This is a genomic window from Gordonia sp. 11cp (assembly GCF_057767225.1).
Genome location: NZ_CM173437.1, coordinates 4,821,101 through 4,844,836 on the forward strand (window position 1 = coordinate 4,821,101; position 23,736 = coordinate 4,844,836).

At 66.7% G+C, this 23,736-nt stretch carries 19 protein-coding genes and 1 tRNA gene; 8 read left to right on the plus strand and 12 right to left on the minus strand.

The window, feature by feature from the left end; translation table 11 throughout:
* The first annotated feature begins 467 nt into the window (after nucleotides 1-467).
* The gene (locus AC3B6C_RS21530; protein ID WP_488374077.1) at nucleotides 468-1,565 is read left to right on the plus strand and encodes a class I SAM-dependent methyltransferase; all 1,098 of its coding nucleotides are present in this window, start codon (nucleotides 468-470) and stop codon (nucleotides 1,563-1,565) included.
* On the opposite strand, the gene AC3B6C_RS21535 is transcribed toward AC3B6C_RS21530, so the two are convergent.
* Nucleotides 1,531-4,587 (minus strand): ATP-binding protein, encoded by a 3,057-nt coding sequence (locus AC3B6C_RS21535; RefSeq protein WP_488374078.1) that lies wholly within the window; start codon nucleotides 4,585-4,587, stop codon nucleotides 1,531-1,533. The two genes, AC3B6C_RS21530 and AC3B6C_RS21535, sit on opposite strands and share 35 nt — an antisense overlap.
* Nucleotides 4,588-4,631: 44 nt before the next feature.
* On the opposite strand from AC3B6C_RS21535, the gene AC3B6C_RS21540 reads away from it, so the two are divergent.
* Nucleotides 4,632-5,495, plus strand: a complete 864-nt coding sequence (locus AC3B6C_RS21540; protein WP_488374079.1) for a class I SAM-dependent methyltransferase — start codon at nucleotides 4,632-4,634, stop codon at nucleotides 5,493-5,495.
* A 6-nt stretch (nucleotides 5,496-5,501) separates the two neighbouring features.
* On the opposite strand, the gene AC3B6C_RS21545 is transcribed toward AC3B6C_RS21540, so the two are convergent.
* The 6 genes from AC3B6C_RS21545 to AC3B6C_RS21570 form a co-directional block, all read right to left on the minus strand.
* On the minus strand, nucleotides 5,502-6,311 hold the full coding sequence (locus AC3B6C_RS21545) for an amino acid ABC transporter ATP-binding protein (RefSeq protein ID WP_442902700.1): 810 nt from the start codon (nucleotides 6,309-6,311) through the stop codon (nucleotides 5,502-5,504).
* Nucleotides 6,308-7,267, minus strand: a complete 960-nt coding sequence (locus tag AC3B6C_RS21550; protein WP_055475867.1) for an amino acid ABC transporter permease — start codon at nucleotides 7,265-7,267, stop codon at nucleotides 6,308-6,310. Before AC3B6C_RS21550 ends, AC3B6C_RS21545 begins: the two co-directional genes overlap by 4 nt.
* A 1-nt stretch (nucleotide 7,268) precedes the next feature.
* Nucleotides 7,269-8,183, minus strand: coding sequence for an ABC transporter substrate-binding protein (locus AC3B6C_RS21555; protein ID WP_044506813.1), 915 nt, complete (start codon nucleotides 8,181-8,183; stop codon nucleotides 7,269-7,271).
* A gap of 261 nt (nucleotides 8,184-8,444) precedes the next feature.
* Nucleotides 8,445-9,530: an isocitrate/isopropylmalate dehydrogenase family protein gene (locus AC3B6C_RS21560; protein WP_488376343.1), complete on the minus strand. Its 1,086-nt coding sequence runs from the start codon at nucleotides 9,528-9,530 to the stop codon at nucleotides 8,445-8,447.
* Complete coding sequence (gene polA / locus AC3B6C_RS21565; RefSeq protein ID WP_035717238.1) at nucleotides 9,530-12,310, minus strand: DNA polymerase I; 2,781 nt, start codon at nucleotides 12,308-12,310, stop codon at nucleotides 9,530-9,532. The genes AC3B6C_RS21560 and polA overlap by 1 nt, the downstream gene beginning before the upstream one ends.
* A gap of 31 nt (nucleotides 12,311-12,341) precedes the next feature.
* Complete coding sequence (locus AC3B6C_RS21570) at nucleotides 12,342-12,911, minus strand: GNAT family protein (RefSeq protein ID WP_010842418.1); 570 nt, start codon at nucleotides 12,909-12,911, stop codon at nucleotides 12,342-12,344.
* A 266-nt stretch (nucleotides 12,912-13,177) separates the two neighbouring features.
* On the opposite strand from AC3B6C_RS21570, the gene AC3B6C_RS21575 reads away from it, so the two are divergent.
* Genes AC3B6C_RS21575 through AC3B6C_RS21590 form a run of 4 tightly spaced genes read left to right on the plus strand, consistent with a single transcriptional unit; the run spans nucleotide 13,178 to nucleotide 17,344 of the window.
* Nucleotides 13,178-14,431 (plus strand): branched-chain amino acid ABC transporter permease, encoded by a 1,254-nt coding sequence (locus tag AC3B6C_RS21575; RefSeq protein WP_010842417.1) that lies wholly within the window; start codon nucleotides 13,178-13,180, stop codon nucleotides 14,429-14,431.
* Nucleotides 14,432-14,434: 3 nt separating this feature from the next.
* Complete coding sequence (locus tag AC3B6C_RS21580) at nucleotides 14,435-15,424, plus strand: branched-chain amino acid ABC transporter permease (RefSeq protein ID WP_010842416.1); 990 nt, start codon at nucleotides 14,435-14,437, stop codon at nucleotides 15,422-15,424.
* Complete coding sequence (locus tag AC3B6C_RS21585) at nucleotides 15,417-16,535, plus strand: ABC transporter ATP-binding protein (protein ID WP_055475871.1); 1,119 nt, start codon at nucleotides 15,417-15,419, stop codon at nucleotides 16,533-16,535. The genes AC3B6C_RS21580 and AC3B6C_RS21585 overlap by 8 nt, the downstream gene beginning before the upstream one ends.
* Nucleotides 16,532-17,344, plus strand: a complete 813-nt coding sequence (locus AC3B6C_RS21590; RefSeq protein WP_010842414.1) for an ABC transporter ATP-binding protein — start codon at nucleotides 16,532-16,534, stop codon at nucleotides 17,342-17,344. Before AC3B6C_RS21585 ends, AC3B6C_RS21590 begins: the two co-directional genes overlap by 4 nt.
* A gap of 130 nt (nucleotides 17,345-17,474) precedes the next feature.
* Here the strand turns inward: AC3B6C_RS21590 and AC3B6C_RS21595 are convergent, their stop codons facing one another.
* Entirely contained in the window at nucleotides 17,475-18,839 is a 1,365-nt protein-coding gene (locus AC3B6C_RS21595; protein WP_488374080.1) for an ABC transporter substrate-binding protein, read from the minus strand.
* A gap of 194 nt (nucleotides 18,840-19,033) precedes the next feature.
* Complete coding sequence (locus tag AC3B6C_RS21600; RefSeq protein ID WP_010842412.1) at nucleotides 19,034-19,657, minus strand: ANTAR domain-containing response regulator; 624 nt, start codon at nucleotides 19,655-19,657, stop codon at nucleotides 19,034-19,036.
* A gap of 113 nt (nucleotides 19,658-19,770) precedes the next feature.
* Here AC3B6C_RS21600 and AC3B6C_RS21605 point away from each other — a divergent pair.
* A tRNA-Leu gene (locus tag AC3B6C_RS21605) sits at nucleotides 19,771-19,847 on the plus strand.
* Nucleotides 19,848-19,974: 127 nt separating this feature from the next.
* Here AC3B6C_RS21605 and AC3B6C_RS21610 read toward each other — a convergent pair.
* Genes AC3B6C_RS21610 through AC3B6C_RS21620 form a run of 3 tightly spaced genes read right to left on the minus strand, consistent with a single transcriptional unit; the run spans nucleotide 19,975 to nucleotide 23,482 of the window.
* Nucleotides 19,975-20,460: a MarR family winged helix-turn-helix transcriptional regulator gene (locus tag AC3B6C_RS21610; RefSeq protein WP_010842411.1), complete on the minus strand. Its 486-nt coding sequence runs from the start codon at nucleotides 20,458-20,460 to the stop codon at nucleotides 19,975-19,977.
* Nucleotides 20,457-21,380: an LLM class flavin-dependent oxidoreductase gene (locus tag AC3B6C_RS21615; protein WP_488374081.1), complete on the minus strand. Its 924-nt coding sequence runs from the start codon at nucleotides 21,378-21,380 to the stop codon at nucleotides 20,457-20,459. The genes AC3B6C_RS21610 and AC3B6C_RS21615 overlap by 4 nt, the downstream gene beginning before the upstream one ends.
* The gene (locus AC3B6C_RS21620) at nucleotides 21,380-23,482 is read right to left on the minus strand and encodes an LLM class flavin-dependent oxidoreductase (RefSeq protein WP_488376344.1); all 2,103 of its coding nucleotides are present in this window, start codon (nucleotides 23,480-23,482) and stop codon (nucleotides 21,380-21,382) included. The genes AC3B6C_RS21615 and AC3B6C_RS21620 overlap by 1 nt, the downstream gene beginning before the upstream one ends.
* On the opposite strand from AC3B6C_RS21620, the gene AC3B6C_RS21625 reads away from it, so the two are divergent.
* Nucleotides 23,432-23,638, plus strand: coding sequence for a hypothetical protein (locus tag AC3B6C_RS21625; protein WP_425307027.1), 207 nt, complete (start codon nucleotides 23,432-23,434; stop codon nucleotides 23,636-23,638). The two genes, AC3B6C_RS21620 and AC3B6C_RS21625, sit on opposite strands and share 51 nt — an antisense overlap.
* Nucleotides 23,639-23,736: the final 98 nt, after the last annotated feature.

The window sequence follows — 23,736 nt, forward strand, 5'->3', positions numbered from 1 at the left end:
CCAGAAGCGAAGCGCTCACACATGGTCGGTCCGACATGCCGGCAACCGCGGCGGCCTGTCGGACCAGTGAGTTGCGCATGAAGCCCCCCGAACTCGGGGCTGGGCGACGCCGGAACCTTTCCCCCCGGAATGGTTTCCCCCCGTGCATCGCTGAATCCAATCTGGCACAGAACCCCTAAGCGCGCAATCGCGACAGTGTGAACAACGCATTTCCGCCCAGTGAGTTAAATCACGGAACCGTTTAACGTTGCGCACCAATCCGTTTGGATGCGCGGTGCGAACCAGTCACCGCCAAGGCAACGCGAATCGACCCCTTTCCGCCCGCCGATATGGATGGCCGCGAAATCATTTCTTCCATACCTTCAGGGAATGTTTCCCGGTCGGAGCTGATTTCCGAGAGCACCGGCGACGCGGTTTCGCGATCGCCGTGAGAGCGATGTGAGAGGTGCTGCCGCCATCATCGGGTCATGACCGAAACAACGACACCCGCCACCGACTCATCAGCACCGGGCGCCGACGAGTTCGCCGAACGACTCTTCGGTTCGGCCCTTGCCACCGCCGAGACCTTGAGCGTCTATCTCGGGGACCGGCTCGGGTGGTACCGATGCCTGTCCGAATCCGGCCCCCTCACCGCCGACGGGCTCGCCGAACGCACCCAGACCAACGCGCGCTACGCCCGCGAGTGGCTCGAGATGCAGTGCGCCTTCGGCATCCTCGACGCCGACCTGACGAACCGGCCACCCACCTTCGCGATCTCGCCGGGCGTCGCGGAGGTGCTCACCGACACCTCGAGCCTGTCGTATCTCGGAGCACTCCCGCGCATGTTCGCGGCGGCGGCACGTCATCTGCCGGAGCTGCTCGACGCCTACCGGCACGGCGGAGGCGTCAGCTGGGAGACCCTGGGCGCCGACGCGCGCGAGTCCCAGGCCGACCTCAATCGGCCGTGGTTCGATGCCCGACTCGCTCCTGCGCTCGCCGGCGTCGAACACCTCCACGAGCGGCTGTCGCGCCCCGATGCCCGGGTCGCCGACGTCGGGTTCGGAGCGGGCCACTCGACCATCGCACTCGCCCGGGCCTACCCGGAGGCGACCTTCATCGGACTCGACGTCGACGAGGCGTCGGTCCGGATGGCCCGTGCCAACGCCGCAACCGCGGGGGTCTCCGAGCGTGTGACCTTCCTTGTCGCCGATGGTGACGGGGCGGCGGCACACGGTCCGTTCGACGCCGCCTTCGCTTTCGAGTGCCTACACGACATGCCCCGGCCGGTCGAGGTGCTCGCCGCGGTCCGTCGCTCGCTGGCACCCGGCGCCCCGCTGATCGTCATGGACGAGGCGGTGTCCGACGAATTCACCGGTCCCGCAGACGATCTCGACAAGATCATGTACGGGTTCTCGCTGTTCGTCTGTCTACCCGATTCGATGAGTTCGCCTCCGTCGGCAGCCACCGGCACCGTGTTCCGGTCGTCGACCCTGCGGCAGTACGCCGACGATGCGGGGTTCGCCGGCGTGGAAGTCCTCCCCATCGAGGACTTCAGCTTCTTCCGCTTCTACGAGCTGTCCACCTGAGCTGGTCGGCGCGCCCGGTGGCCAACGCGGTCAGGGCCACGTCGACAGCATCCGAGGGTGTCACCGCCGCACCGGTGGCCAACGCGGTCAGGGCTACGTCGACAGCATCCGAGGGTGTCACCGCCGCACCGGTGGCCACGAGATCGTCCGCCGTCGTGTCACCCAGCGCGTCACGGATGCGGTTCTCGGCCGAGCGGAGTCGCTCGACATCACTCCCGAACGGATCGGACCCGGCCACCCGGCTCGCGCGCCGAATGGCGCCGAGCAGCAGCGCGGCCGGTTCACTCCGTCCGAGCTCCACCAAGACATCGACCACCGAACGCAGGGTCACCCACTGATTGGTCCAGTTCCCGGTCTGTCGCCAGTGCTCGAGTACGTCGACGTAGAGCAGAGCGGCGCGCTCGGTATCGCCGGACCGCGCCACGATCGACGCCCGAGACGCCATCGCCACCCCGAGGAGATACCGATCGCCGTGACGGCGCGCCGATCCGATGGCGCCGTCGAGAAGTTGCCGTGCCCGGACGGGATCCGTATCGAGCAAGCACTCGCCCGAGACGTATCGGCACCATGCGGCGACCACGTCCTCCCCCGCGGTCGAGCAGGCGATCTCGAGGGCACGGGCCGCGGGGTAGGAGTCCTCGCCCTGGTAGGAGCGGATGAGCAGGGCGCTGATGTCGGACATGTGCGCCGCGCCCGGCATGGCGGCCACCAGCGCGAGTTCGCGAAACGTACGCGCGTCTCGTAGCGCGGCGTCGAGATCCCCCTGGAAGAGTCCGACGTCGACCAACATCATGTGGAGATAGACGCGGACGGCCGGGCCGGGGTCGGCGGCGAGGCCCTGGTTGGTGCAATGCCGAGCGGCCGGCAGATCCCCGTCGAATCGAGCGCCGCCGGCCGACACGGCCCACACGCCGGCACCGAGCAACGAGGGTTCGTGACGGTCGACGAGGACCCGTGCCCACCCGGTGACTTCCGGGCTCATGGTCAGCTCGAGATAGGGAATCAACCCTTGCAGCATCGTGTCGGCGAGGTCGAGGTCATGAACGCCCGCGTGGTCGATCGCCTGCCGTACGTCGTCGAGCCGGTCGTGCACCAGTCGCGCGGCCTCGAGGTGCCCGCGTCCGTAGACGTCGCATCCCAACGGCCCGAGCCAGTCCGCCACCCACGCGGTGTGCGCACATCGCGCGGCGTCGAGCGCGTCGCGGCCGGTCAGCGACTCCGTACCGTACGCGCGCAACGTCTCCAGCATGAGGTAGCCACCCGCGTCGGTGGACACCATGGACGCCTCGACCAGTTCGGCCACGGCATCGGCCACGTTGTCGCGGGCCAGCACACCGATGGCCTCCGCCAGGAACTCCGCGTCGTCGAGGCCGAACCGAGAGGGGAAGACGCTGAGCACGTCGAACAGACCGCGTGCCGGTTCACTCAGCAGCGTGTAGGACCAGTCGACGAGCGCATGGAGACTGCGGTGCCGAGGCTCGACTCCGTGTGGAGCCCGCAGGATTCGAAAACGCCAGTGCAACCGGTCGACCAATTCGGTCGGCGGGATCGCGCGGGCCTTGGTCGCTGCGAGCTCGACACCGAGCGGCAGCCCGTCGAGTCGCCGGCAGATCTCGGCGACCGCCGGCGCGCTGTTCGGGTTCAACTCGAACCGCGGGTCCCGGGCACGGGCGCGCATGCAGAACAGCCGCACCGCATCAGATGACTCGATGTCGTCGGTGGTCGCGTCCACGTCGGGCACGGGCAGCGGATCGAGAACGATGATCTGTTCGGTCGCGAGTCCGAGCGGTGCCCGAGAGGTCGTGATCACCATGACGTTCGGGCATCGATCCTGCAGCGCGACAACGACTTCGGCCACGGCGTCCAGTACGTGCTCACAATTGTCGAGCACGAGCAGACCCTGCTGCCCGCTCAGGGCGTCGGCGAGTGCGTCCAGGGTCGGGAGGTCGCGCCGCATCGTCGACCCCGTCGCGGACGCCACGACATGCGCGACCCCGTCGGGACTCCCGATCGCCGCCAGCTCGGCGAACCAGACGGGACGATCGCTCACCGACCGTGCGTGCCGACGGACGAGAGCCGTCTTGCCGACGCCTCCGGGTCCGACCACAGTGACCACCCCGCCAGCGCGGATGGTTGCCGCCAAGTCGGCCAATTGTGCCTCGCGTCCGATCAGGGACGCCGATCCGGACTGCGGTGCACCGTCACGCGCATCCGAGGCGGTGACCGTCCGGTCGTGGGCCGGTTTGTCCGGGTCCGGCGCGTCCGGGTCCGTCGCGACACCGCGCGTCCACGATGACGACTCCCCGTCGAGAATGCGGGCATGCAGCTCGCGGACCGACACGGCCGGATCGGTGCCGATGTCCTCCGCGAGACGTCGACGGAGCCGCTGGTACACGTCGAGCGCGTCGGCCGCGCGGTCCATCCGCCACAACGAATCCATGACTCTCAGGTGGAGTCCCTCGCGGTAGGGGTGCTCGTCGATGAACGGCAGCAACCGCACATAGGCATCCTCCGGGCGGCCGAGGGCGATCAGGGCGTCGGCCGCGGTCTCGACTCCCAGCACGCGCCGCTCGATCAGTGCCCCGACCTCCGCCCGCGCCCACGAGGTATCGGCGAACTCCCCGAAAGGCCTTCCATGCCACAGAGTCTCGGCCCTGTCGAGCAGATCGATCGCGAGTCGGGGCTCGGTGTCGACGACAGCGCAGGCGCGCGTCACGATGTCGTCGAACAACAGGGTGTCGACGTCGGCCCGATCCACCTGGAGGGTGTAGCCGGGTGAGGTCGTGACGACCCTCAACCGGTCATCGACCTGACGCTGTCGCAGGGTTGCCCGCAGCCGGAAGACGAGGTTGTGCAGTGCGGACTCGGGGGTGGCGGGAGCTGCATCCGTCCAGAGGATCTCGGTCAGCCAGTCCACGTCGGCGACCGCGTTGGCACGCAACGCCAGTGCGGCAAGCAGGCACCGGAGACGAGGGGTCCCGAACTGGGGTCGAGGCACGCCCGCGCCGTCCGATGTGTCCACCGGACCCAGCAGAGCGAGACAGACCATGGCCTTATCATCGCAGGATGTCCCCCAACCAGGCGGAATCCGAACAAACGACGTCGACCGGCCCCGGATCGAGCCGACCCCCGAGGATTCTCGGCGACGTCGACTCCGCGACCAGCGACCGTGCCAGCCGGTCGTGGTGGGATCACGACGCCGAGAACTACCACGACGAGCATGGTGATTTTCTCGGCGCGCATGCCGCGGGCGGCGACTTCGTCTGGTGCCCGGAAGGCCTCCGCGAATCCGATGTCCGGCTGCTGGGCGACATCGACGGGCGCGACATCCTCGAGATCGGTTGCGGTTCGGCGCCCTGTGCCCGGTGGCTGGCCGCGCACGGCGCACGTGCGGTGGGAGTGGACCTCTCGCGGCGGATGCTGGGCATCGGGCTCGACGCGATGGCTGCCGAAGGTGTGCGGGTACCGCTCGTACAGGCCACCGCCGAGACCCTGCCCTTCGCGGCCGAGTCGTTCGACGCCGCCTGCTCGGCGTTCGGCGCGGTGCCGTTCGTCGCCGACTCCGCCGGCGTGATGAGCGAGGTCGCCCGAGTCCTGAAGCCGGGCGGGCGTTGGGTTTTCGCCGTCAACCACCCGATGCGGTGGATGTTCCTCGACGACCCGGGCCCGGAGGGTCTGACCGTGCGGATCCCCTACTTCAACCGCACGCCCTACACCGAGACCGATGCCGACGGCACCTTGACCTATGTCGAGCACCACCGCACGATCGGTGACCGTGTCCGTGAACTCCGTGCCGCAGGCTTCGTCCTCGACGACATCATCGAACCCGAGTGGCCGGACGGTTTCGACCGAACATGGGGCCAATGGAGTCCGTTGCGTGGCAGCTACTTTCCGGGAACCGCGATCTTCTGCAGTCACAAGACCGCCTAGCGGCACTCACAGGAGCTTCGACAAGAACTCCCGCGTGCGCTGTTCCTTCGGGTCGGCGAGGACTTCGCGGGGATCGCCCCGCTCGACGACGACACCGCCGTCCATGAAGACCAGCTGATCGGCGACCTCCCGGGCGAAACCCATCTCATGCGTGACGACCATCATGGTCATGCCCGAGGCGGCGAGTTCGCGCATCACCTTCAGGACGTCGCCGACGAGTTCGGGATCGAGGGCCGAAGTCGGTTCGTCGAAGAGCATGAGCTTGGGGTCCATCGCGAGCGCACGGGCGATCGCGACCCGCTGCTGCTGGCCGCCCGACAACTGCGCCGGGTAGGCATCGGCCCGCGTGGACAGCCCCACCCGGTCCAGCAGATAGCGTGCCTTGTCGACCGCTTCCGATCGCGATTGTCTCTTCACCTGCATCGGTGCTTCGATCACGTTCTCGAGCACCGTGCGATGCGGAAATAGATTGAAATGCTGGAACACCATGCCGATGTCGCGTCGCTGGGTGGCCGCGTCCTTGGCGCTCATCTCGTAGAGTTTGCCGCTGCGTTCGCGGTAGCCGATGAGATCACCGTCGACGTAGAGCCGGCCCGCGTTGACGACTTCCAGATGGTTCACACAGCGCAGGAACGTGGACTTCCCCGACCCCGACGGCCCGATGAGACACAACACCTCACCGCGTGCGACCTCCAGCGAGATCCCCTTGAGGACCTGCACCGAACCGAAGCTCTTACAGACACGGTCGGCCACGACCATCGGCGGCGGCGAGCCACCGGGTGCTGCCGATGCGGCCGTGTGCTCTGGCTGGGTCATGCTTTCTCTCCCCCTGCCGGGCCGGCGGCGCCGCCGGGGGCCGTGGCCGCTCCGTCGGCCATCGTCTTGAGTTGTCGCGCGGTCAGCGCGCGGGTCGCTCCCTTGGCGTAGTAGCGCTCTACGTAGTACTGCCCCACCATCAGGACGCTCGTGATGACGAGGTACCAGGTCGAGGCGACGAGCAGCAACGGGATCGGCTCGAAGATCACGCCCGAGATGTCACGCTGACGTCCGTAGAGGTCGAGGGTCAGCGGCACCGCCGCCACCAGGCTGGTGGTCTTGAGCATGCTGATCAGTTCGTTGCCGGTGGGCGGGATGATGACCCGCATGGCTTGCGGCAGGACCGTGCGTCGCATCGTCTGCGACCACGACATACCCAGCGCGACCGAGGCCTCCGTCTGTCCCTCACCGACCGAAGACACACCGGCCCGGACGATCTCCGCCATGTATGCGGCCTCGTTGAGGCCCAGACCGATCACCGCGAACAGGAACGCCGCATTGAGGGTCTGGATGTCGAAGGAGACGAACTGGTGCACGAACGGGATGCCGAGGTCGATCTGTTTGTAGATCGCCGGGAACAGGCCCCAGAACACGAGCTGCACGTACACGGGCGTGCCGCGGAAGATCCACAGGTACACCCACGACGTCCCGCGCAGCACCGGATTCGGGCTCAGCCGCATGATCGCGAGGAGCACACCGAGCACGATGGCGATCGCCATCGACAGCAGGGTCAGGGCCAGGGTGTAGCCGACACCCGACAAGATGCGCGAGTCGAAGAGATAGTTGCCGTACGTGCCCCAGCTGTAGGCCTCGTTGGTGGCGGCACCGTAGATGAACAGCGCAGCCAGCACGATGATGATCACGGCGGCTATCCACTGCCCGGGACGACGGAGCGGGACCGCCTTGATCGGTTCCGGTTCGGCCGATGTGGTGGGGCCGGCCTGTGGTGACGTCACCTCAGCTCACCGCCCCGTTGATGACGGAGACATCGATCATCCCCTCCTCGAGACCCCAATTGGCCGCGATCTGTTCGTACTGTCCGTTGTCGATGAGGTATTGCACTGCGCGCTGCATCGCGACCGCGAGCGGCGAGCCCTTCCGTATGGCCCAACCGTATGGGGCGGAATCGAAGATCCCACCGGCCGGTTTCAGCCGGCCGTTCGTGCGCTTGATGGCATAGGCGGTGACCGGCGAGTCGGCGGACATCGCGGCCACGCGTCCCAGGATCAGCGCGTTGACCGCCTCGTCCTGGCTGTCGAACCTGACCTTGTCGATCGCGGGCTTCCCGGCCGCGACGCAGGCCTCGCTCTTCGCGGGGATCTCGTCGGTGTCCTCGTAGGTGGTGGTCTGGACCGCCACCCGGAGACCGCACGCGTTGTCGGGATCGATGACGTCGTCGTTGTCGGTCGCCTGCGCCCACTGCACGCCGGCGCTGTAGTAGGTCACGAAGTCGACCTGCTTCTCGCGTTCGAGGGTGTCGGTGAACGAGGACATGCCGACCTGGTAGGTGCCGGCCTGGATCGACGGGATGATCGTGTCGAACTGGGACTCCTTGTACTCGGGTACGAGTCCGAGCACCTTGCCGACGGCGTTCATCAGGTCGACGTCGTAGCCCACGATCTTCCCGGACGCGTCCTTGTACTCGTTCGGCTGGTACGGGATGTTGACCCCGACGATCAGCCGTCCGGTGCGAGCGATCTCCGGTGGGACGAGGGCGGCGATCGCCGGCACCTTCGCCACGTCGACGTCGATCGGGGCGACCTGGTTCGCGCGTTCACGGGCTTCGTTGTCCACACAACCCGTCACGACGACCAGGACGGCGAGCAGGACGCCGAGCCAGCGAGCAACCCGCGTCACACCACTTCCCTCCATCCGGCCGAGCGCACCAACTCACTGTAGTTCGCCTCCTGCACCCCGGCTCGCCACCCGCGAGTCACGCGTGTTCCGGCCCTTCGAGGCTCGTCGCTTGCGCTCCTCGCTCCTCAGGGAGCAAAGGGTCACGCCTCCGCTCGCACCTCAGGGAGCAAAGGGTCACGGCTCCGCTCGCACCTCAGGGAGCAAAGGGTCACGCCTCCGCTCGCACCTCAGGGAGCAAAGGGTCACGCCTCCGCTCGCACCTCACGCAGCAGAGGGTCACGCCTCCGCGATTCGGCGGACCACCGCGTCCCCGAACTCCGCAGTCCCCGCGCCACCACCGAGATCGCGGGTTGCGGTGTGCGCAAGTGTGTCGGCGACCGCGGCGTCGATCCGGGCGCCGGCCGCGACGAGTGCCGCGTCGTCCGTCATCTGGCCGTAACGCCGGAATCCCATTGCCACCGAGACGATCATCGCGACCGGATTCGCGATGCCGCGTCCGGCGATGTCGGGCGCCGCCCCGTGTGTCGCCTGCGCCATCACCCGGGACTCCGAGCTGTTGACCGAACCCGCGATGCCCAGCGAGCCGGCCAATTCTCCGGCGAGATCGGACAGGACGTCGCCGAAAAGGTTCTCGGTGACGAGGACGTCGAAGTCGGCGGGGCGCCGGACGAGCAGGGCCGCCATCGCGTCGACGTGTTGCTCGGACACCTCCACCTCGGGGAACTCGGCGGCGACGTCGCGGCACGCATCACGGAACAGGCCGGTGGTCATACGCAGGACGTTGGCCTTGTGCACGATAGTCAGCCGCGGTTGCCGGTCGGTACCAGCGCGCTCGATCGCGGCGGCGCACGCGACCCGCGCGATTCTCTCCGAGGCCGCGCGGGTGATCAGCCCGACCGCGAGCGCCACGTCCGGGGTCGGCATGAACTCGCCGCTGCCGGCCGCCATGTTGCGATCGGCGTAGAAGCCTTCGGTGTTCTCCCGCACGATCAGCACGTCGATGTCGGGCCGGAGCGCCGGTACGCCCGTAAAACCGCGTGCCGGACGGAGATTCGCGAACAGCTCGTAGCGGGTACGGATCGTGGCACCCGGTGTCCGATCGCCGTGGCCGGGCGGGTACGCGGCCGAATCGTGGGGTCCCACGATCCAGAATCCGAGCTCGTCGAGGGCCGACAGAGTCTGCGCGGGTACCGGGTCGCCGTGCGAGGCGATGGCCGACGACCCGAAAGGCAGCTCCTGCCAGTCGATCTCGATCGACTCCAGTCCGGCGGCAGCATCCGCGATCGCGATTGCCACGGGTACGATCTCCGGTCCGATCCCGTCGCCGGTGAGGACGCCGAACCTCCTCTCGCGCAGGCCCATCAGTGCGCTGCGTCGTCCCAAGACCGACCGAAACCGACCGACACCTCCAGCGGCACCGACAGGGTGATGGCATTGCCCATCTCCTCGCGCACCACCGCTTCGACGGATTCCCGCTCGCCGGCGGCGACCTCGATCACGAGTTCGTCGTGGACCTGGAGAAGCGTCCGCGACGTGAGACCTTCGGCCGCAAGACGCTTGTGCACGTTGATCATCGCGACCTTGATGATGTCCGCCGCGGTGCCCTGGATGGGCGCATTGAGCGCCATTCGCTCCGCGGACTGCCGACGCTGCCAGTTGTCGCTGTTCAGGTCGGGCAGGTAGCGACGCCTGCCGAACAGCGTCGCGGTGTACTCGTTGCGGCGGGCCTCGGCGACCACGTCGTGCAGATAGTCGCGCACCCCGCCGAATCGCGCGAAGTACGCCTCCATCTGCTCCTTGGCCTCATCACGACTGATCTTGAGCTGGGCGGCGAGCCCGAAGGCGCTGAGGCCGTAGGCGAGCCCGTAGGACATGGCCTTCACTCGGTGACGCATCTCGGTGGTGACCTCGTCGATCGGCACACCGAAGGCGCGTGACCCGACGAAGTTGTGGAGGTCCTCACCGGTGTTGAACGCCTCGATCAGGCCGGCGTCCTCCGACAGGTGCGCCATGATCCGCATCTCGATCTGGCTGTAGTCGGCGGTCATCAGGCAGTCGTAGGGCACGCCGGTCGCGGTGTCGGCGCCGACGACGAAGCCGCGGCGGATCTCCCGGCCCGCCTCCGTGCGCACCGGGATGTTCTGCAGATTCGGTTCGGTGGACGACAGGCGTCCGGTCGCGGCGATCGTCTGGTTGAACGTCGTGTGGATACGCCCGTCGTCGGCGACCGACTTCAGGAGGCCGTCGACGGTGACCTTCAGCCGCGTCGCATCGCGGTGCTCCAGAAGGTGCGCGAGGAACGGGTGCTCGGTCTTCTCGTAGAGAGACTGCAGCGCGTCGGCGTCGGTGGTGTAACCGGTCTTGGTCTTCTTCGTCTTCGGCATGTCGAGCTTGTCGAAGAGGACGGTCTGCAACTGCTTGGGGGAACCGAGGTTGATCTGTTCTCCGATGACCTCGTACGCCGCCTCGGCCGCGGCGCGGATCCGGTCGGCGAACATCCGCTCGAGAGCACCGAAGTGGTCGACGTCGACCGCGATGCCGGCCGCCTCGGCGTCGGCCAGCACGAAGGACAGCGGCAATTCCATCTCGGTCAGCAGGGGCTTGGAGTCGATCCGGTCGAGTTCGGTGTCGAGCGTGTCGGCGAGTTCCTGGACCGCTCGCGCCTCCAGCATGTGCTGCTCGGCGACGCGACCGTCGGAGTCGTCGTCGAGCAGCGACATCTGGCCGTCGCCCGGACCGCCGTCGGCCCGGAGTTCACGACGCAGGTATCGCAGCGCGAGATCGTCGAGGTTGAAGGTTCGCTGTCCGGGCCGCACGAGGTAGGCCGCGAGCGAGGTGTCGCTGGTGACGCCGTCGAGCTTCCAGCCGCGCGAGCGGAGCGCATGTACGGCCCACTTCGCCTCGTGGACCGCCTTCGACGCGGACGGGTCGGCGAACCAGTCACCCAGTGCCGCCTCGTCTTCCGGGTTCAGCGCGGTCACGTCGACATACGCCGACGTCCCGTCTGCGGCCGCGATCGCCACGCCCGTCGGGTCCGACCCCACGACGACGTGCGGCGCGGTGATGGCCAGACCGACGCGGCCGGTGCGGGCGTGCTCGGTGAGCCAGCCGGCGACCTCGCCCGCACCCAGGACCGCTCCGTCGAGATCGAACCCTGCTTCGGCTTCGGGCTCAACGGAACTCAGCGTCGAGAAGAGACGATCCCGCAAGACCCGGAACTCCAGGTCGTCGAAGAGCTGATGGATGCGATCGCGGTCCCACCCGACCATGGCCAGGTCGTCGGGCGACGCCGGCAGCTGCATGTCCCGGACGAGCTCGGTCAGCTGGCGGTTGGTCTGCACCGACGCCAGATGCGCGCGCAACGCGTCGCCCACCTTGCCCTTCACCTCGTCGACGTGATCGACGAGCGCGGCGAGCGATCCGTACTCACGGATCCACTTGGAGGCGGTCTTCTCCCCGACGCCGGGTATGCCCGGCAGGTTGTCGCTGGGGTCGCCGCGCAGCGCGGCGTAGTCGGGGTACTGGGCGGGGGTGAGACCGTATTTCTTCTCGACCTCCTCGGGCGTGAACCGGGTGAGGTCGGAGACTCCCTTGCGTGGATAGAGCACGGTGGTCGAGGAGTCGACGAGTTGCAGCGAGTCGCGGTCGCCGGTGACGATCAGGACCTTGTACCCGTCCTCACGAGCCCGGGTCGCGAGGGTCGCGATGATGTCGTCGGCCTCGTATCCCTCGATGGCCAGCACCGAGACCCCCAGCGCATCGAGAACCTCCTTGGTGAGATCCACCTGTCCGTTGAACTCGTCGGGCGACTTGGATCGCTGCGCCTTGTACTCGGGATACATCTCCGACCGGAAGGTCTTCCGGGAGACGTCGAAGGCGGCGGCGATGTGGGTCGGCTCCTCGTCGCGCAGCAGGTTGATCAGCATCGAGGTGAAGCCGTAGACGGCGTTCGTCGTCTGGCCGGAATGCGTCTTGAAGTTCTCCGCCGGCAGCGCGAAGAACGCCCGATAGGCCAGCGAGTGCCCGTCGAGCAGCATCAACACCGGCTGCCTGGTCTTGCCCTTGGCGCCGGCGGCCGCCTTGCCCGTCGTTCCGGTTGCCGTGGCGGGGGTCGTTGCCGGGGAACTCTGCGCTGGACTCACCTCGCAAAGTCTAGTGATGACTCCCGACAGCTCACACCGGCCGGTACATCGCCCACACCTTCGGACCGTCCATCGGCAACTCGAACTCCTCGGTCACCTCGAAGCCGAATCGCTCGTAGAGCGGGACATTGCGGACGTTCGAGCACTCGAGGTAGGACGGACCGTCGATCTGGTCGAGCCGGTGGCGCAAGAGGGTGGTGCCGACACCCACGCCGTGGACCGGGGCGCCGATCTGCCCGAGATACCAGTGGGGTTCCTTGGGCCTGCGCTTGCCGAACTCCGCCTCGAGTTTGGCACCGCGGCTCATCCGGGAACCCATTGCACGGAAGAAGCCCCACATCGACAGGGTCTGCGCCTTCGCCGACACCTTGTGTCCGGGCGGATCCCACGCGGCGGCACCGACCGGTTGTCCGTCGCGCATCGCGAGGTCCAGCGTCGCGTTCGGCCCGTGGCTGTACTTCAACAGCGTGCGGAACATGACCAGGTGCCGCGACGTGTCCGGTTGCATCCACACCGTCACGGGGTCGTCGGCGAATGCCTGCGCGAGCAACCTGCTGGCGAGTTCGAGGTCTGTCGTGGTCGAGACGGTGACCGGGATCATACGGTCACCTTACGGTCCGAATCGAGCCTGCGGCAGCGCATTGCGATGGAACCAGCGACGGCCCCGCCGCCGCGACAGAAGTTACCTCCGGGAAACGTCGTTGTCGTCACGCGGTGACGATGCTGGCGCTAATGTCCCGCAGGATGACATCGCAACGCGCCGGCACCTGTACGCAGACGCCGCCCCGAAGCGCTCTCGATGATCGCTCAGATGTCGAGAGCCAACGGCCTGTCCCCCGATCCCCGAGGCGACTCACCGCCATCGCCATGCTGCTTCTCGTCGCGGCGTCGATACTGTGCGGCCTTTTCGGTACGGCCACCGCCTCGGCCGCCCCCGGCGACGAGGTACGCGTCTTCGGTGTGCTGCGCAACGGCACCGAGAAGGTCGAAGGCGTCGACCTCGAGGCCAAGGACGCCTCGGGGGCCGTCGTCGGCACCGCGACCTCGTCGGCCACCGGTGCGTGGTCGATCAACGTGCCGCCCGGCCAGTACACGATCGTCATCGACACCGACTCACTCCCCGACGGCGTCGAGGTCCAGAAATCGGAGCTACCCGTCGACGTCAGCGGCGGCACGCCGCGGCCGGTCATCTTCTCCTTCGGCGACGTGCGGACCGGCACCGAGGTGTCGGCGATCTCCGAACTGACGCGGCTGGCCATCGACGGGATCCGGTTCGGCCTGATCATCGCCATCACCGGCGTGGGACTCAGCCTCATCTTCGGCACGACGGGACTGACGAACTTCGCCCACGGCGAGCTGGTCACCCTCGGCGCGGTGATCGCGTGGGTCATCAACGTCAAGCTCGGTGTACAGCTGATCCCCGCGACGATCCTGGCGGTGATCGTCGGCGTCGGCATCGGGATCCTCAACGAACTCGGCCTGTGGAGACCGCTGCGAAGACGACGAACCGGGCTGATCGCCATGCTCGTCGTGTCGATCGGCCTGTCGCTCGTACTGCGCTACCTGATTCTGATCTTCTTCTCCGATCGGGCCGAACCGTTCAACGACTATCAGGCGCAGACCCAGATCGGCTCCGGTCCGTTCGCGATCACACCGGTGAACCTGGCGTGCATCCTCATCAGCATCGTGGTCCTGCTCGGGGTCGCCGTGCTGTTGCAGCGCACCAGGATCGGCAAGGCCATGCGCGCGGTGGCCGACAACAAGGACCTCGCCGAATCGTCGGGAATCGACGTCGACCGGGTCATCCTGTTCGTCTGGGCACTGGCCGGGGGTCTGGCGACACTCGGCGGCGTGATGTTCGCGCTCTCCGAACTCGGCGGCCGGGTCCAGTGGGAGATGGGTTTCAAACTCCTCCTGCTGATGTTCGCCGGCATCACGCTCGGCGGGCTCGGCACGGCCTACGGCGCACTGCTCGGATGTCTCATCGTCGGCCTGCTGGTCCAGTTGTCGACCTACATCCTCAGTCCCGACCTGAAGTACATCGGAGGACTGCTGATCCTGATCATCATCCTGACCATCCGGCCCCAGGGCATTCTCGGATCTCGAGCGAGGATCGGCTGACCCATGGACATCATCTCAGCGCTCCAGATCGCGATCGCGCAGCTGATCGGCCCGTCGGCGATCTTCTACGCCCTGCTGGCCATCGGCCTGAACCTGCACTTCGGTTACGCCGGACTGCTCAACTTCGGCCAGATCGCCTTCGCGTTGCTCGGCGGATACGGCGTCGGCATCATGGCCGTGAACTACGACCAGCCGTTGTGGCTCGGCGCGATCATCGGCATCGCCGCCGCCGGGATGCTCGCGGTCGTGCTGGGCCTGCCGACCCTGCGCCTGCGTGCGGACTATCTGGCGATCGTCACCATCGCGGCGTCGGAGATCCTTCGGCTGGTCTTCCGGTCGACCTCGACCGACGACTTCACCCACTCCACCAACGGCATCTACGCCTACGCGGGCAGCTTCTTCTCCATCAGCCCGTTCGACAACGGCAAGCAGTATTCGTTCTTCGGGGTCAAGTTCCTCGGCGGCGATCTGTGGTCGATGGTGGTCGGCTGGATCGTCGTCGGCCTGCTGTGCCTGATGGTGTACCTGCTCGTCCGCAGTCCGTGGGGCCGGGTGCTCAAAGCGGTCCGCGAAGACGAGGACGCCGCACGATCGTTGGGTAAGAACGCCTACTTCTTCAAGATGCAGGCCCTGGTGCTCGGCGGTTGTATCGGCGGCCTGGCGGGTGTCTTCAACGCCTTCGCCACCCAGTCGATCAACCCCGACTTCTATTCGACCGCGCAGACGTTCTTCGCCTACGGCGCCTTGATCCTCGGCGGAGCGGCGACGGTGTTCGGCCCGGTGCTCGGCGCCATGCTGTTCTGGTTCCTGCTCGCCGTTCCCGACGCACTGCTGCGCCAGGCCACATCCGGCGACGACCCGCTGCTGAATCTGTCGGCGCAACAGGTCGGTGCATTCCGCTACGTACTGCTCGGTCTGGCGATCATTCTGATGATGGTGTTCAGACCACAGGGACTGCTCGGGAACAAGAGGGAGGTGCAGCTCGATGCCTGACGACACCACACCGCGTCCCGGCCGCCATGCCGCCCCCGGCAGCGAACCGTCGACCGCGGTCACCGTCGACTCCGAGACCGAGGGCCCATCCGTACGGGCCACGCGGCGGGACCTCACCACGCTCTCGGCGTCGGATCGGTCGCGGCTGTTCGCCGGTGTCACACCCGAACCCGGGTCGTCCAAACCCGATCCGATCATCGTGGTGGACAACATCTCCCGGACCTTCGGTGGCATCAAGGCGGTGCAGGTCGATCATCTCGAGGTACAGCGCGGCGCCATCACCGGCCTCATCGGACCCAACGGCGCGGGCAAGACCACCTTCTTCAACCTGATCACCGGATTCGACAAGCCCGACTCGGGCACATGGTCGCTGAACGGGGACTCCCTCGGCCGGATGGTTCCCCACCAGGTGGCCCGGCGCGGGATGGTGCGTACCTTCCAGCTCACCAAGGCGCTCGCGAAACTCACCGTCCTCGACAACGTCCGGCTCGGCGCCACCGGACAGCGAGGCGAGCACTTTCTCGCCGCTCTCGCGCCCTGGGCCTGGCGCAAGCAGGAAGCCGAAGTCACCGACCGGGCCCACGAACTGCTCCGGCGCTTCAAGCTCGAGGCCAAGGCCGACGACTTCGCCGGTTCACTGTCGGGCGGCCAGCGGAAACTCCTGGAGATGGCGCGCGCACTGATGACCGACCCCGAGATCGTGATGCTCGACGAGCCGATGGCCGGCGTCAACCCGGCGCTCACCCAGAGCCTGCTCGAGCACATCAAATCGCTGCGCGACGAGGGGGTCACGGTCGTCTTCGTCGAACACGACATGGACGTCATCCGCGACATCAGCGACTGGGTGGTGGTGATGGCCCAGGGCCAGGTCATCGCCGAGTCGCTCCCGGATCGACTGGGCGACAACGAGGCCGTCGTCGATGCGTACCTCGGCGGCCACCACGATCAGGCACTCGAGTTCGACGATCAGGGGCGTCCGGTCGGTGCGACCGCGGTGCTCGCGGAGAAGGTCGAGGCCGCCATCGAGGCCACACTCGAAGAAGGCGGGGATCTCTCGGAGGTCTCCGAGTTGCCACCGTCGGCGCCCGATACGAAGAAGGACGGACGATGAGCACCGAACCCGGGTCCGGGCAGTTGACGCCGGCGCAACTCGCGGCCACCGCCGAGGAACACCGCAAACTCGCCGGCGACGCACTGCTGCGCGCCGACGACATCACCGCCGGTTACCTTCCCGGCATCAACATCCTCGAGGAATGCAACTTCTATCTCGGGGACGGCGAGATCGTCGGGATCATCGGCCCCAACGGCGCCGGCAAGTCGACTCTGCTGAAGACACTGTTCGGGCTGATCCCCGTCCGCGAGGGCTCGGTCACACTCCGCGGCGACGACATCACCTCGGCGAAGGCGCACGTCCTCGTCGACAAGGGTGTCGGCTACGTTCCGCAGACGCAGAACGTCTTCCCCGCGTTGACCATCGAAGAGAATCTCGAGATGGGCGTCTATCTGCGGCCCAAGACCTTCGCCACCAGGTTCGAGTTCGTGTCGGAGCTCTTCCCGCTGCTGTCCGAACGCCGGAAGGTCAAGGCGGGCGCGCTGTCCGGCGGCGAACGGCAGATGGTCGCGATGGGACGCGCCCTGATGATGGACCCCGCGGTGCTGCTGCTCGACGAGCCGTCCGCGGGCCTGTCCCCCATGTTCCAGGACGAGGTGTTCATCCGCTGCAAGGCGATCAACGCCACCGGCGTCTCGATCATCATGGTCGAGCAGAACGCCCGCCGGTGCCTGCAGATCTGCGACCGCGGGTACGTGCTCGACCAGGGCCGCAACGCCTACACCGACACCGGCCGCAACCTCGCCAACGATCCGAAGATCATCGAGCTCTACCTCGGGACCCTCGCGGGCAGCTCGGAGAAGAAGTGAGCCCACCACCCGTTCCGTAGCCGTCCGTTCCCGCGACGCGGTGAGCGACAACGGAATACGTGCACGAGCGCCCCGAGTACCCACATGACGAGACCCCCGGCCGGAGCCGGGGGTCTCGTTCTGTGTGGGTTTACTGCGCTGCGACCGAGACGTACTTGCGCGTCGGGGTGAGCAGTGCGTTCTTGTCGTCGAACTCGAGCACACCGTACGAGCCGACACTCGGCTCGCCGGCGGCGTTGAAGGCCAGGTTGCCGGTCTTGCCGACGTAGGCGATCGTCTTGCCGCCGTTCAGCAGGTCCAGGCAGGCCTGGTACGAGTCGCAGTTCTCATCGCCGTTGGTCACGCCGATGATGTTGGCCGCGATCGTCCGACCGTCGGTCGACTTGGCGGCCGTGGCCGCGAGTGCGCTCAATACGGCAGCGTCGTAGCTCTCACCGGCGTAGTTGAAGTCGATGAGTTCGCTGTCGAGCTCCTTCAGAGCCGCCTGGAAGTCACCGCTGGTCTGAGTGAGCGGCGTGGTGCCCTTCATGCCGGCGAGGAGACCCGGGCCGACCGACTCGCCGAGCGCGTTGCCCATGTTGCCGTCGACGCCGTACACGAGCTTGCCGTCGCTGGGACCGATGCCGACCTCGTGCATACGCGTGATGATCTTGGCGCTCTCCTCGAAACCGATGATCGCGATGCCGTCCGGGTTGAAGTTCTTCACCTGGTCGACCTCGGCGTTGAACGACTGGGCGTTCGGATCGTAGATGATCTTCTGGATCTGGTCCGCCGGGACGCCCGCCGCCTCGAGATCGCGAACGGTGTTGTCGGCCAGTCCCGTTCCGTACGGATCGTTGAGGGCGAGGATCGACACACGCTGCACGCCGTCCTCGGCCATCGTCTGCGAGAGTGCCTGCGCCTGCAGGACATCCGCCGGCGCGGTGCGGAAGTACTGACCCTTGTCCTGGTAGCAGGTGAACTCGTCGGAGGTGTTCGCGGGCGAGAACATGACCGCGCCCGCGTTGGCGACCTTGTCGATGACCTTCAACGACACCGACGACGAGGCCGCACCGATGATGACCTGTGTGCCGGCGCTGAGTTCGCGGTCGACGGTCGCGTTCGCCGTGTCGGTGGTGGTGTCGCCGGAGTCACCGGTGACGAGTTCGACGGGCTTGTCCAACACACCGCCCGCTGCGTTGATGTCCTTCACTGCGAGCTCCACACCCGCCTCCATGGGCGGCCCGAGGAAGGCGAGCGATCCGGTCGCCGGGAGCAGGGTGCCGATCTTCAGCGCTTCGGTACTGGCCGGGCCGGGGGTGGCCTTCGGCGGGTTGCACGCCAGTTTCTGGGCGAGGCCGAGGCCCGGAGGGGCCGGGGTGGACTCGACGGCGGCGCTCGACGACGCCTCGGAACCTCCCTCGGAACCCGAGTCGGAACTGCTGCAGCCGGCGACCACGAGTGCTGCCGCGGCGGTCATGACCACTGCCCCGCTCCTGATAAAGCGTAAGGACATCGATGCTCTCCTTGCGTCTGGCCTGCGCGTTCGGCGTTCGGCCTGTGCGTTCGGCGTTCGTCACGAAGGCGGCACGTCGGAGTACAACGGACCGCGCCTCGCTGGAGAAAAGCTAGCGCGATCTTGTTGCGGCTGCGTAAAGACAGTGAAACTGACTTGCGCACACGGTCATTGCGCCTGGGAGGCGCTCGGGATCAGTCGGTCCCGAGGGTCTCCACCACAACCTGCGCAACGGCTTTCATGGTGGTCCTGCGGTCCATGGCCGCACGCTGTATCCATTTGAACGCTTCGGGCTCGGAGAGGGCCTGCTTCTCCATCAGGAGGCCCTTCGCCCGCTCGACGAGTTTGCGGGTCTCCAACCGCTCGTTCATGGTCGCGACTTCGCGCTCGAGCTGCTTGAGCTCCTGATAGCGGCTCACCGCCACCTCTATGGCCGGAACCAGATCGGCCTTGGTGAAGGGTTTGACCAGGTAGGCCATGGCGCCGGCATCGCGCGCCTTGTCGATGAAGTCCCGCTGGCTGAACGCCGTCAGCATGACAACGGGCGCGAGGCGCTTCTCGGCGATCTCGGTCGCGGCGTCGATACCGTCACGCACCGGCATCTTGATGTCCATGATCACGAGGTCGGGCGACAGCGATTCGGTCAGTTCCACGGCGACCTGCCCGTTCGGCGCTTCGCCGACGACGTCGTACCCCTCCTCGCGGAGCATTTCGATCAGATCCATCCGGATCAACGAATCGTCCTCGGCCACCAGAACTCGGTGGGTTGTCGTGGTCTCACCGGCTGCAGTCGTCGCACTGTCGGTCACCGTCACCATCCCCTCCTCCACGTCGCTCACGCCACGTCTGTGTGCCCGCAGAGTACCGGTTGGCAGGCCGCTCGGCCGATCATCTAGAGTTGGTTCCCGGCGCGGGGCAACCCCGTGCACTGGCCCCCGTAGCCCAATTGGCAGAGGCAACGGATTCAAAACCCGTCCAGTGTCAGTTCGAGTCTGACCGGGGGCACCATCGACCACCTGCTTGCAGGTGGTTTTCTTTCTCTCGGGCGTGACCATGCATGCAGCGATGCATGGCAGGTGCATGTTCTGCGCCCGAGACCTCTCGTGCGCATCGAACTCCAGGACTGCGGTACCGACTAGCTGGATGCGCGGTCGACCTCGGCGCCGGGGTCGGATGCGCTGAGGTTCTCGAGGATCGCCTCGGCTGCCTCGCGCATGGCGTGGGACTGGGCGGGTGTGAGCGCGTCGAAAAACAGTTCGCGAACACGAGCCACGTGAGCCGGGGCCGCGGCGCGGACAGCCGCGTTTCCTGCCTCGGTGATGCACACCAGGGGTGCTCGGCGATCGTCGGCGCACGTTTCGCGCCGAACCAGGCCGCGTTGCTCCATTCGGCGTACTTGATGAGCCAAACGGCTTTTCTCCCACTGCAGTTCGCATCGCAGCGCGCGCGCTTGGAGTGCCCCATCAGGTGCCTCTGACAGGATCGCTAGTACCTCGTAGTCCGAAATCGACATGTCCGAATCCCTGTTCAGCGCCTGCGCCAGTTCGGCGGTCAACTGACCGAACATCTTCACTACCGCGCGCCAGGTGCGCTGCTCGTCTTCGTCGAGCCACTGAGTCATGACGGCCGTCGACCGCGCTCAGCGGCGACGGCTTCTCGCACCGCCGGTGCCACCTCGGCTGCATACTTCTGTGTCGTGGCGGTGTCGTCTGACGCCAGGATGAACCCGCTGGTTCCATACGTGAGGGCGGCGTCGGTCAGCTCCTCGACCCATTGGTCGGGGGGACCCTGCAAGAATCCAGTGCTTCGCCGGGAGAATCGGCCGCCGACGTTGAGGAACCGGCGGATACGTCTGGGGTCTCGGCCGGCTTCTTCGGCCGCGTCGTCGATGTGTTTGTTCATCGCGGTCAGCTCCCCCACGCCATCCTTCAGGTACTGAATGGACGGTAGCCAACCGTCAGCGGTGCGACCGACCAATCGCAGGATGCGCGGTTTGTAGGCGCCGATCCAGATGCCGACGTCGTGCGCCGGCGCCGGCCCACGTTTGGCACCCTGCACCTCGTAGTGTTGCCCACTCACCGACAGGCGCGACCGGTCGCCGGCGTCCCAGATCCCCCGGATGATCTCGATCGCTTCCGCAAGTGCCACGATCGACTCACCCGGGCTGCGCCGTGGTCCGCCCATACCGACGACACCGTCCCAGAAGGCTCCGGCACCGATTCCCAGCTCAACACGACCGCCGCTCAGCACGTCCAGGGTGGCGACGGAACGAGCGAGTACGGCCGGGGGTCGTAGAGGAAGGTTGGTGACGTTGGCGGCCAGGTGGATGCGCTCGGTCCGCGCGGCCGCATACGCCAGGAGGGTCGACGTGTCGTGGAACGAGGGAACATAGGGACGGTCCTGGAAAGTGACCAGGTCCAAGTCCGCGCGGTCGGCGACCACTGCCTGCTCGACGGCCTGATGGGCCGGATTGTTGACCGGTGTCACGAAGGTACCGAAGAGCAACTCGTGGCCATAGTCGCCGGTGTTGCTGGTGTTCACTACGCGCTCCTCATGCTGCGATGGTCTGGACTGATATTGAAGTTGTCGCGGAACAAGTTGTGCGGGTCGATCTGAGATTTCAGCCGTCGTAGCCGCTCCAGAGTGGCCGGCGGAAACGCGTCGGCGATCCGTTCCGGCGATTGGTCGCTTTCGAAGCTCAAGTACAGCCCGTCGGACTCCCGACGTACGGGGTCGAACCATCGGTCGAGCCGCTGGGCATTGGCACCCATCACCGTGAGTGCGAAGTTGGCATCGCGGTGGGCGTACGCGGTGTCGGCGGCGGCAACGTCCGAGACAGCGCCCCCGACGGTGCGGATCTGATACCAGTGGGATGCGCCACTTCGAATGAGATCAGCCGAGGCAGAGGCAAATTCGGGGGTGATGTACCGGGTGAAGGCTGAACGCGACACGGGCTCGCCTCGCCCGTTGTGCGGCGATTCCGGGAACATGTTCATCACCGACGCATACGGCGCGATCGCAACCTGCTGGTCGACCAGCGGCGCGATGTCTGCAAACGGCTGCAGCTGATCGACGATGGTGGCCGGATCGGAGGAGTCGACCATTGCCATGATCTGCGCCATTCCCTGACCGAGCACGAGAAACGGTGTCGTGTCACGCGGCGTCTGCAGCACCACTCGACCGAACATCTCCAGGAACGACGCAGGGTCGGGCACCTCGAATACCAGTTGCGCCCAGCCGATCTCGGCGACCTCGTCGACCTCGAACTCGAAGGCGACCGCGATCCCGAAGTTCGCGCCTGCGCCACGCACCGCCCAGAACAACTCGGTGTTCTCCGTGTCGCTGGCCCGGACTCGAGAGCCGTCGGCAAGGACCATCTCGACTGCGCGCAGATGGTCGATCGTCAGGCCGTGCTTACGGTTGAGAAAGCCGATACCGCCGGTGGTGGCGAGCCCACCGACGCCCACTCCTCCGTAGTCACCCGAGCTCAATGCCCAACCGTGCGTTTGTAATGCGGTGGCGACGTCACGCCACCGCGCGCCCGGGCCAATCCTCACCAATCGCTCGGCCGGATCGAGACCAGTGATGTCATCGAGTCCACCCACATCGATGACGAGTCCTCCGTCGTTGGTCGACCGACCGCTGATGCCGTGACCGCCACTACGGATCCCGAGGGGAAGGTGCTGATGCTTGCGGGCGAAGGTCACCGCACTCGACACCTCAGACACCGTTGTCGGCCGCAGCAGGATGCCTGGACTACCTCCCCGTAGGTATGTCGAACGAAGCCTTGCGAACGCGGGATCGCCGGGCTCGACCGCACCCTCGGCCAAGTCCTCGGGCACCTCGTCGTAGGCTATCGCCGCGCGCCGGCGTGCGAGTGCGTCCTGTCGACGAACGGGACGCGTGGACAGAGCATCTTGTGGCAGCATCTGCTCGACGCGTGCCCGCACCGAGGCGGTGATGGCGGCGAACGTCCGCATTGAAGCAGCTCCGACGTCGGTCCCGGCAGCTGCATCGACGCGGAGCACGAACAGACTCACACCGCTGCCGACCACGAGCGACACCAGCGCGTCGAGGTCGACCGCCGCGTCGATGGTCGACACCACTGCGCGTCGCACCTCGCGCGGGTCTCGACCGGCACCTATTGCCTCAGCGTCCAGGACGTCATTGAGCTCGGAGATGTCGTCGACGCCGACCTCCCCGAGGTCGACCATCCAGCCGTCAGCCACCCGGCCGGACACCGCAGCGGTAGCTGCCGCAGAGCCCGCAAGCCATATGGGGACTCCGCGCTCCAGGCTCGGACCAGGCTCCGCCCCCGCCAGACGATGATGTGCACCGTGGTGACTGACCCGACTGGGGCCGGACGTGTCGTGAAGAGAACGGATCACGGCGACCGCGTCCTCAACTGATCCCACATCTCCGGTCGCAGAATCGGTTTCGATCGCAATCGCCGCTCGGTTACCCGACAGCAGTTGCAAACTGCTGGTGGTGCGAGCCACGATCGACGCGGGACGGTCCGCCGCCTGAAGCCTCGGAACAATACCCACAGTGCTGGTGCGCGCAGAGACCCACGTAGCGAGGGTCGCCGCGTCGTGACCGCCACCCTCCTGCTGGTCGGGCAGGACCACGACGTCGTATCCGATCTGTTCGGCGAGCGCGGAGAGCTCGGCCGAGGTGGCCGGATCGTTCGGCGCGCCGACTATCTCCACTCCCGTCCGGATGGCGTGCCCATAGTTGGTCACAGGTTCTCCCCAGTCTCGACAGCTGACGTTGACATATCAACCATCATAGAGCCCTGAGGTTGATGTATCAACCAATTCTTTCGAGTTGCAGGAGTGGGAAGAACGCGCTCGTGTCGCGCCGACAGTTCGAGGCGGAGTGGCACCTTGGTCAGCCA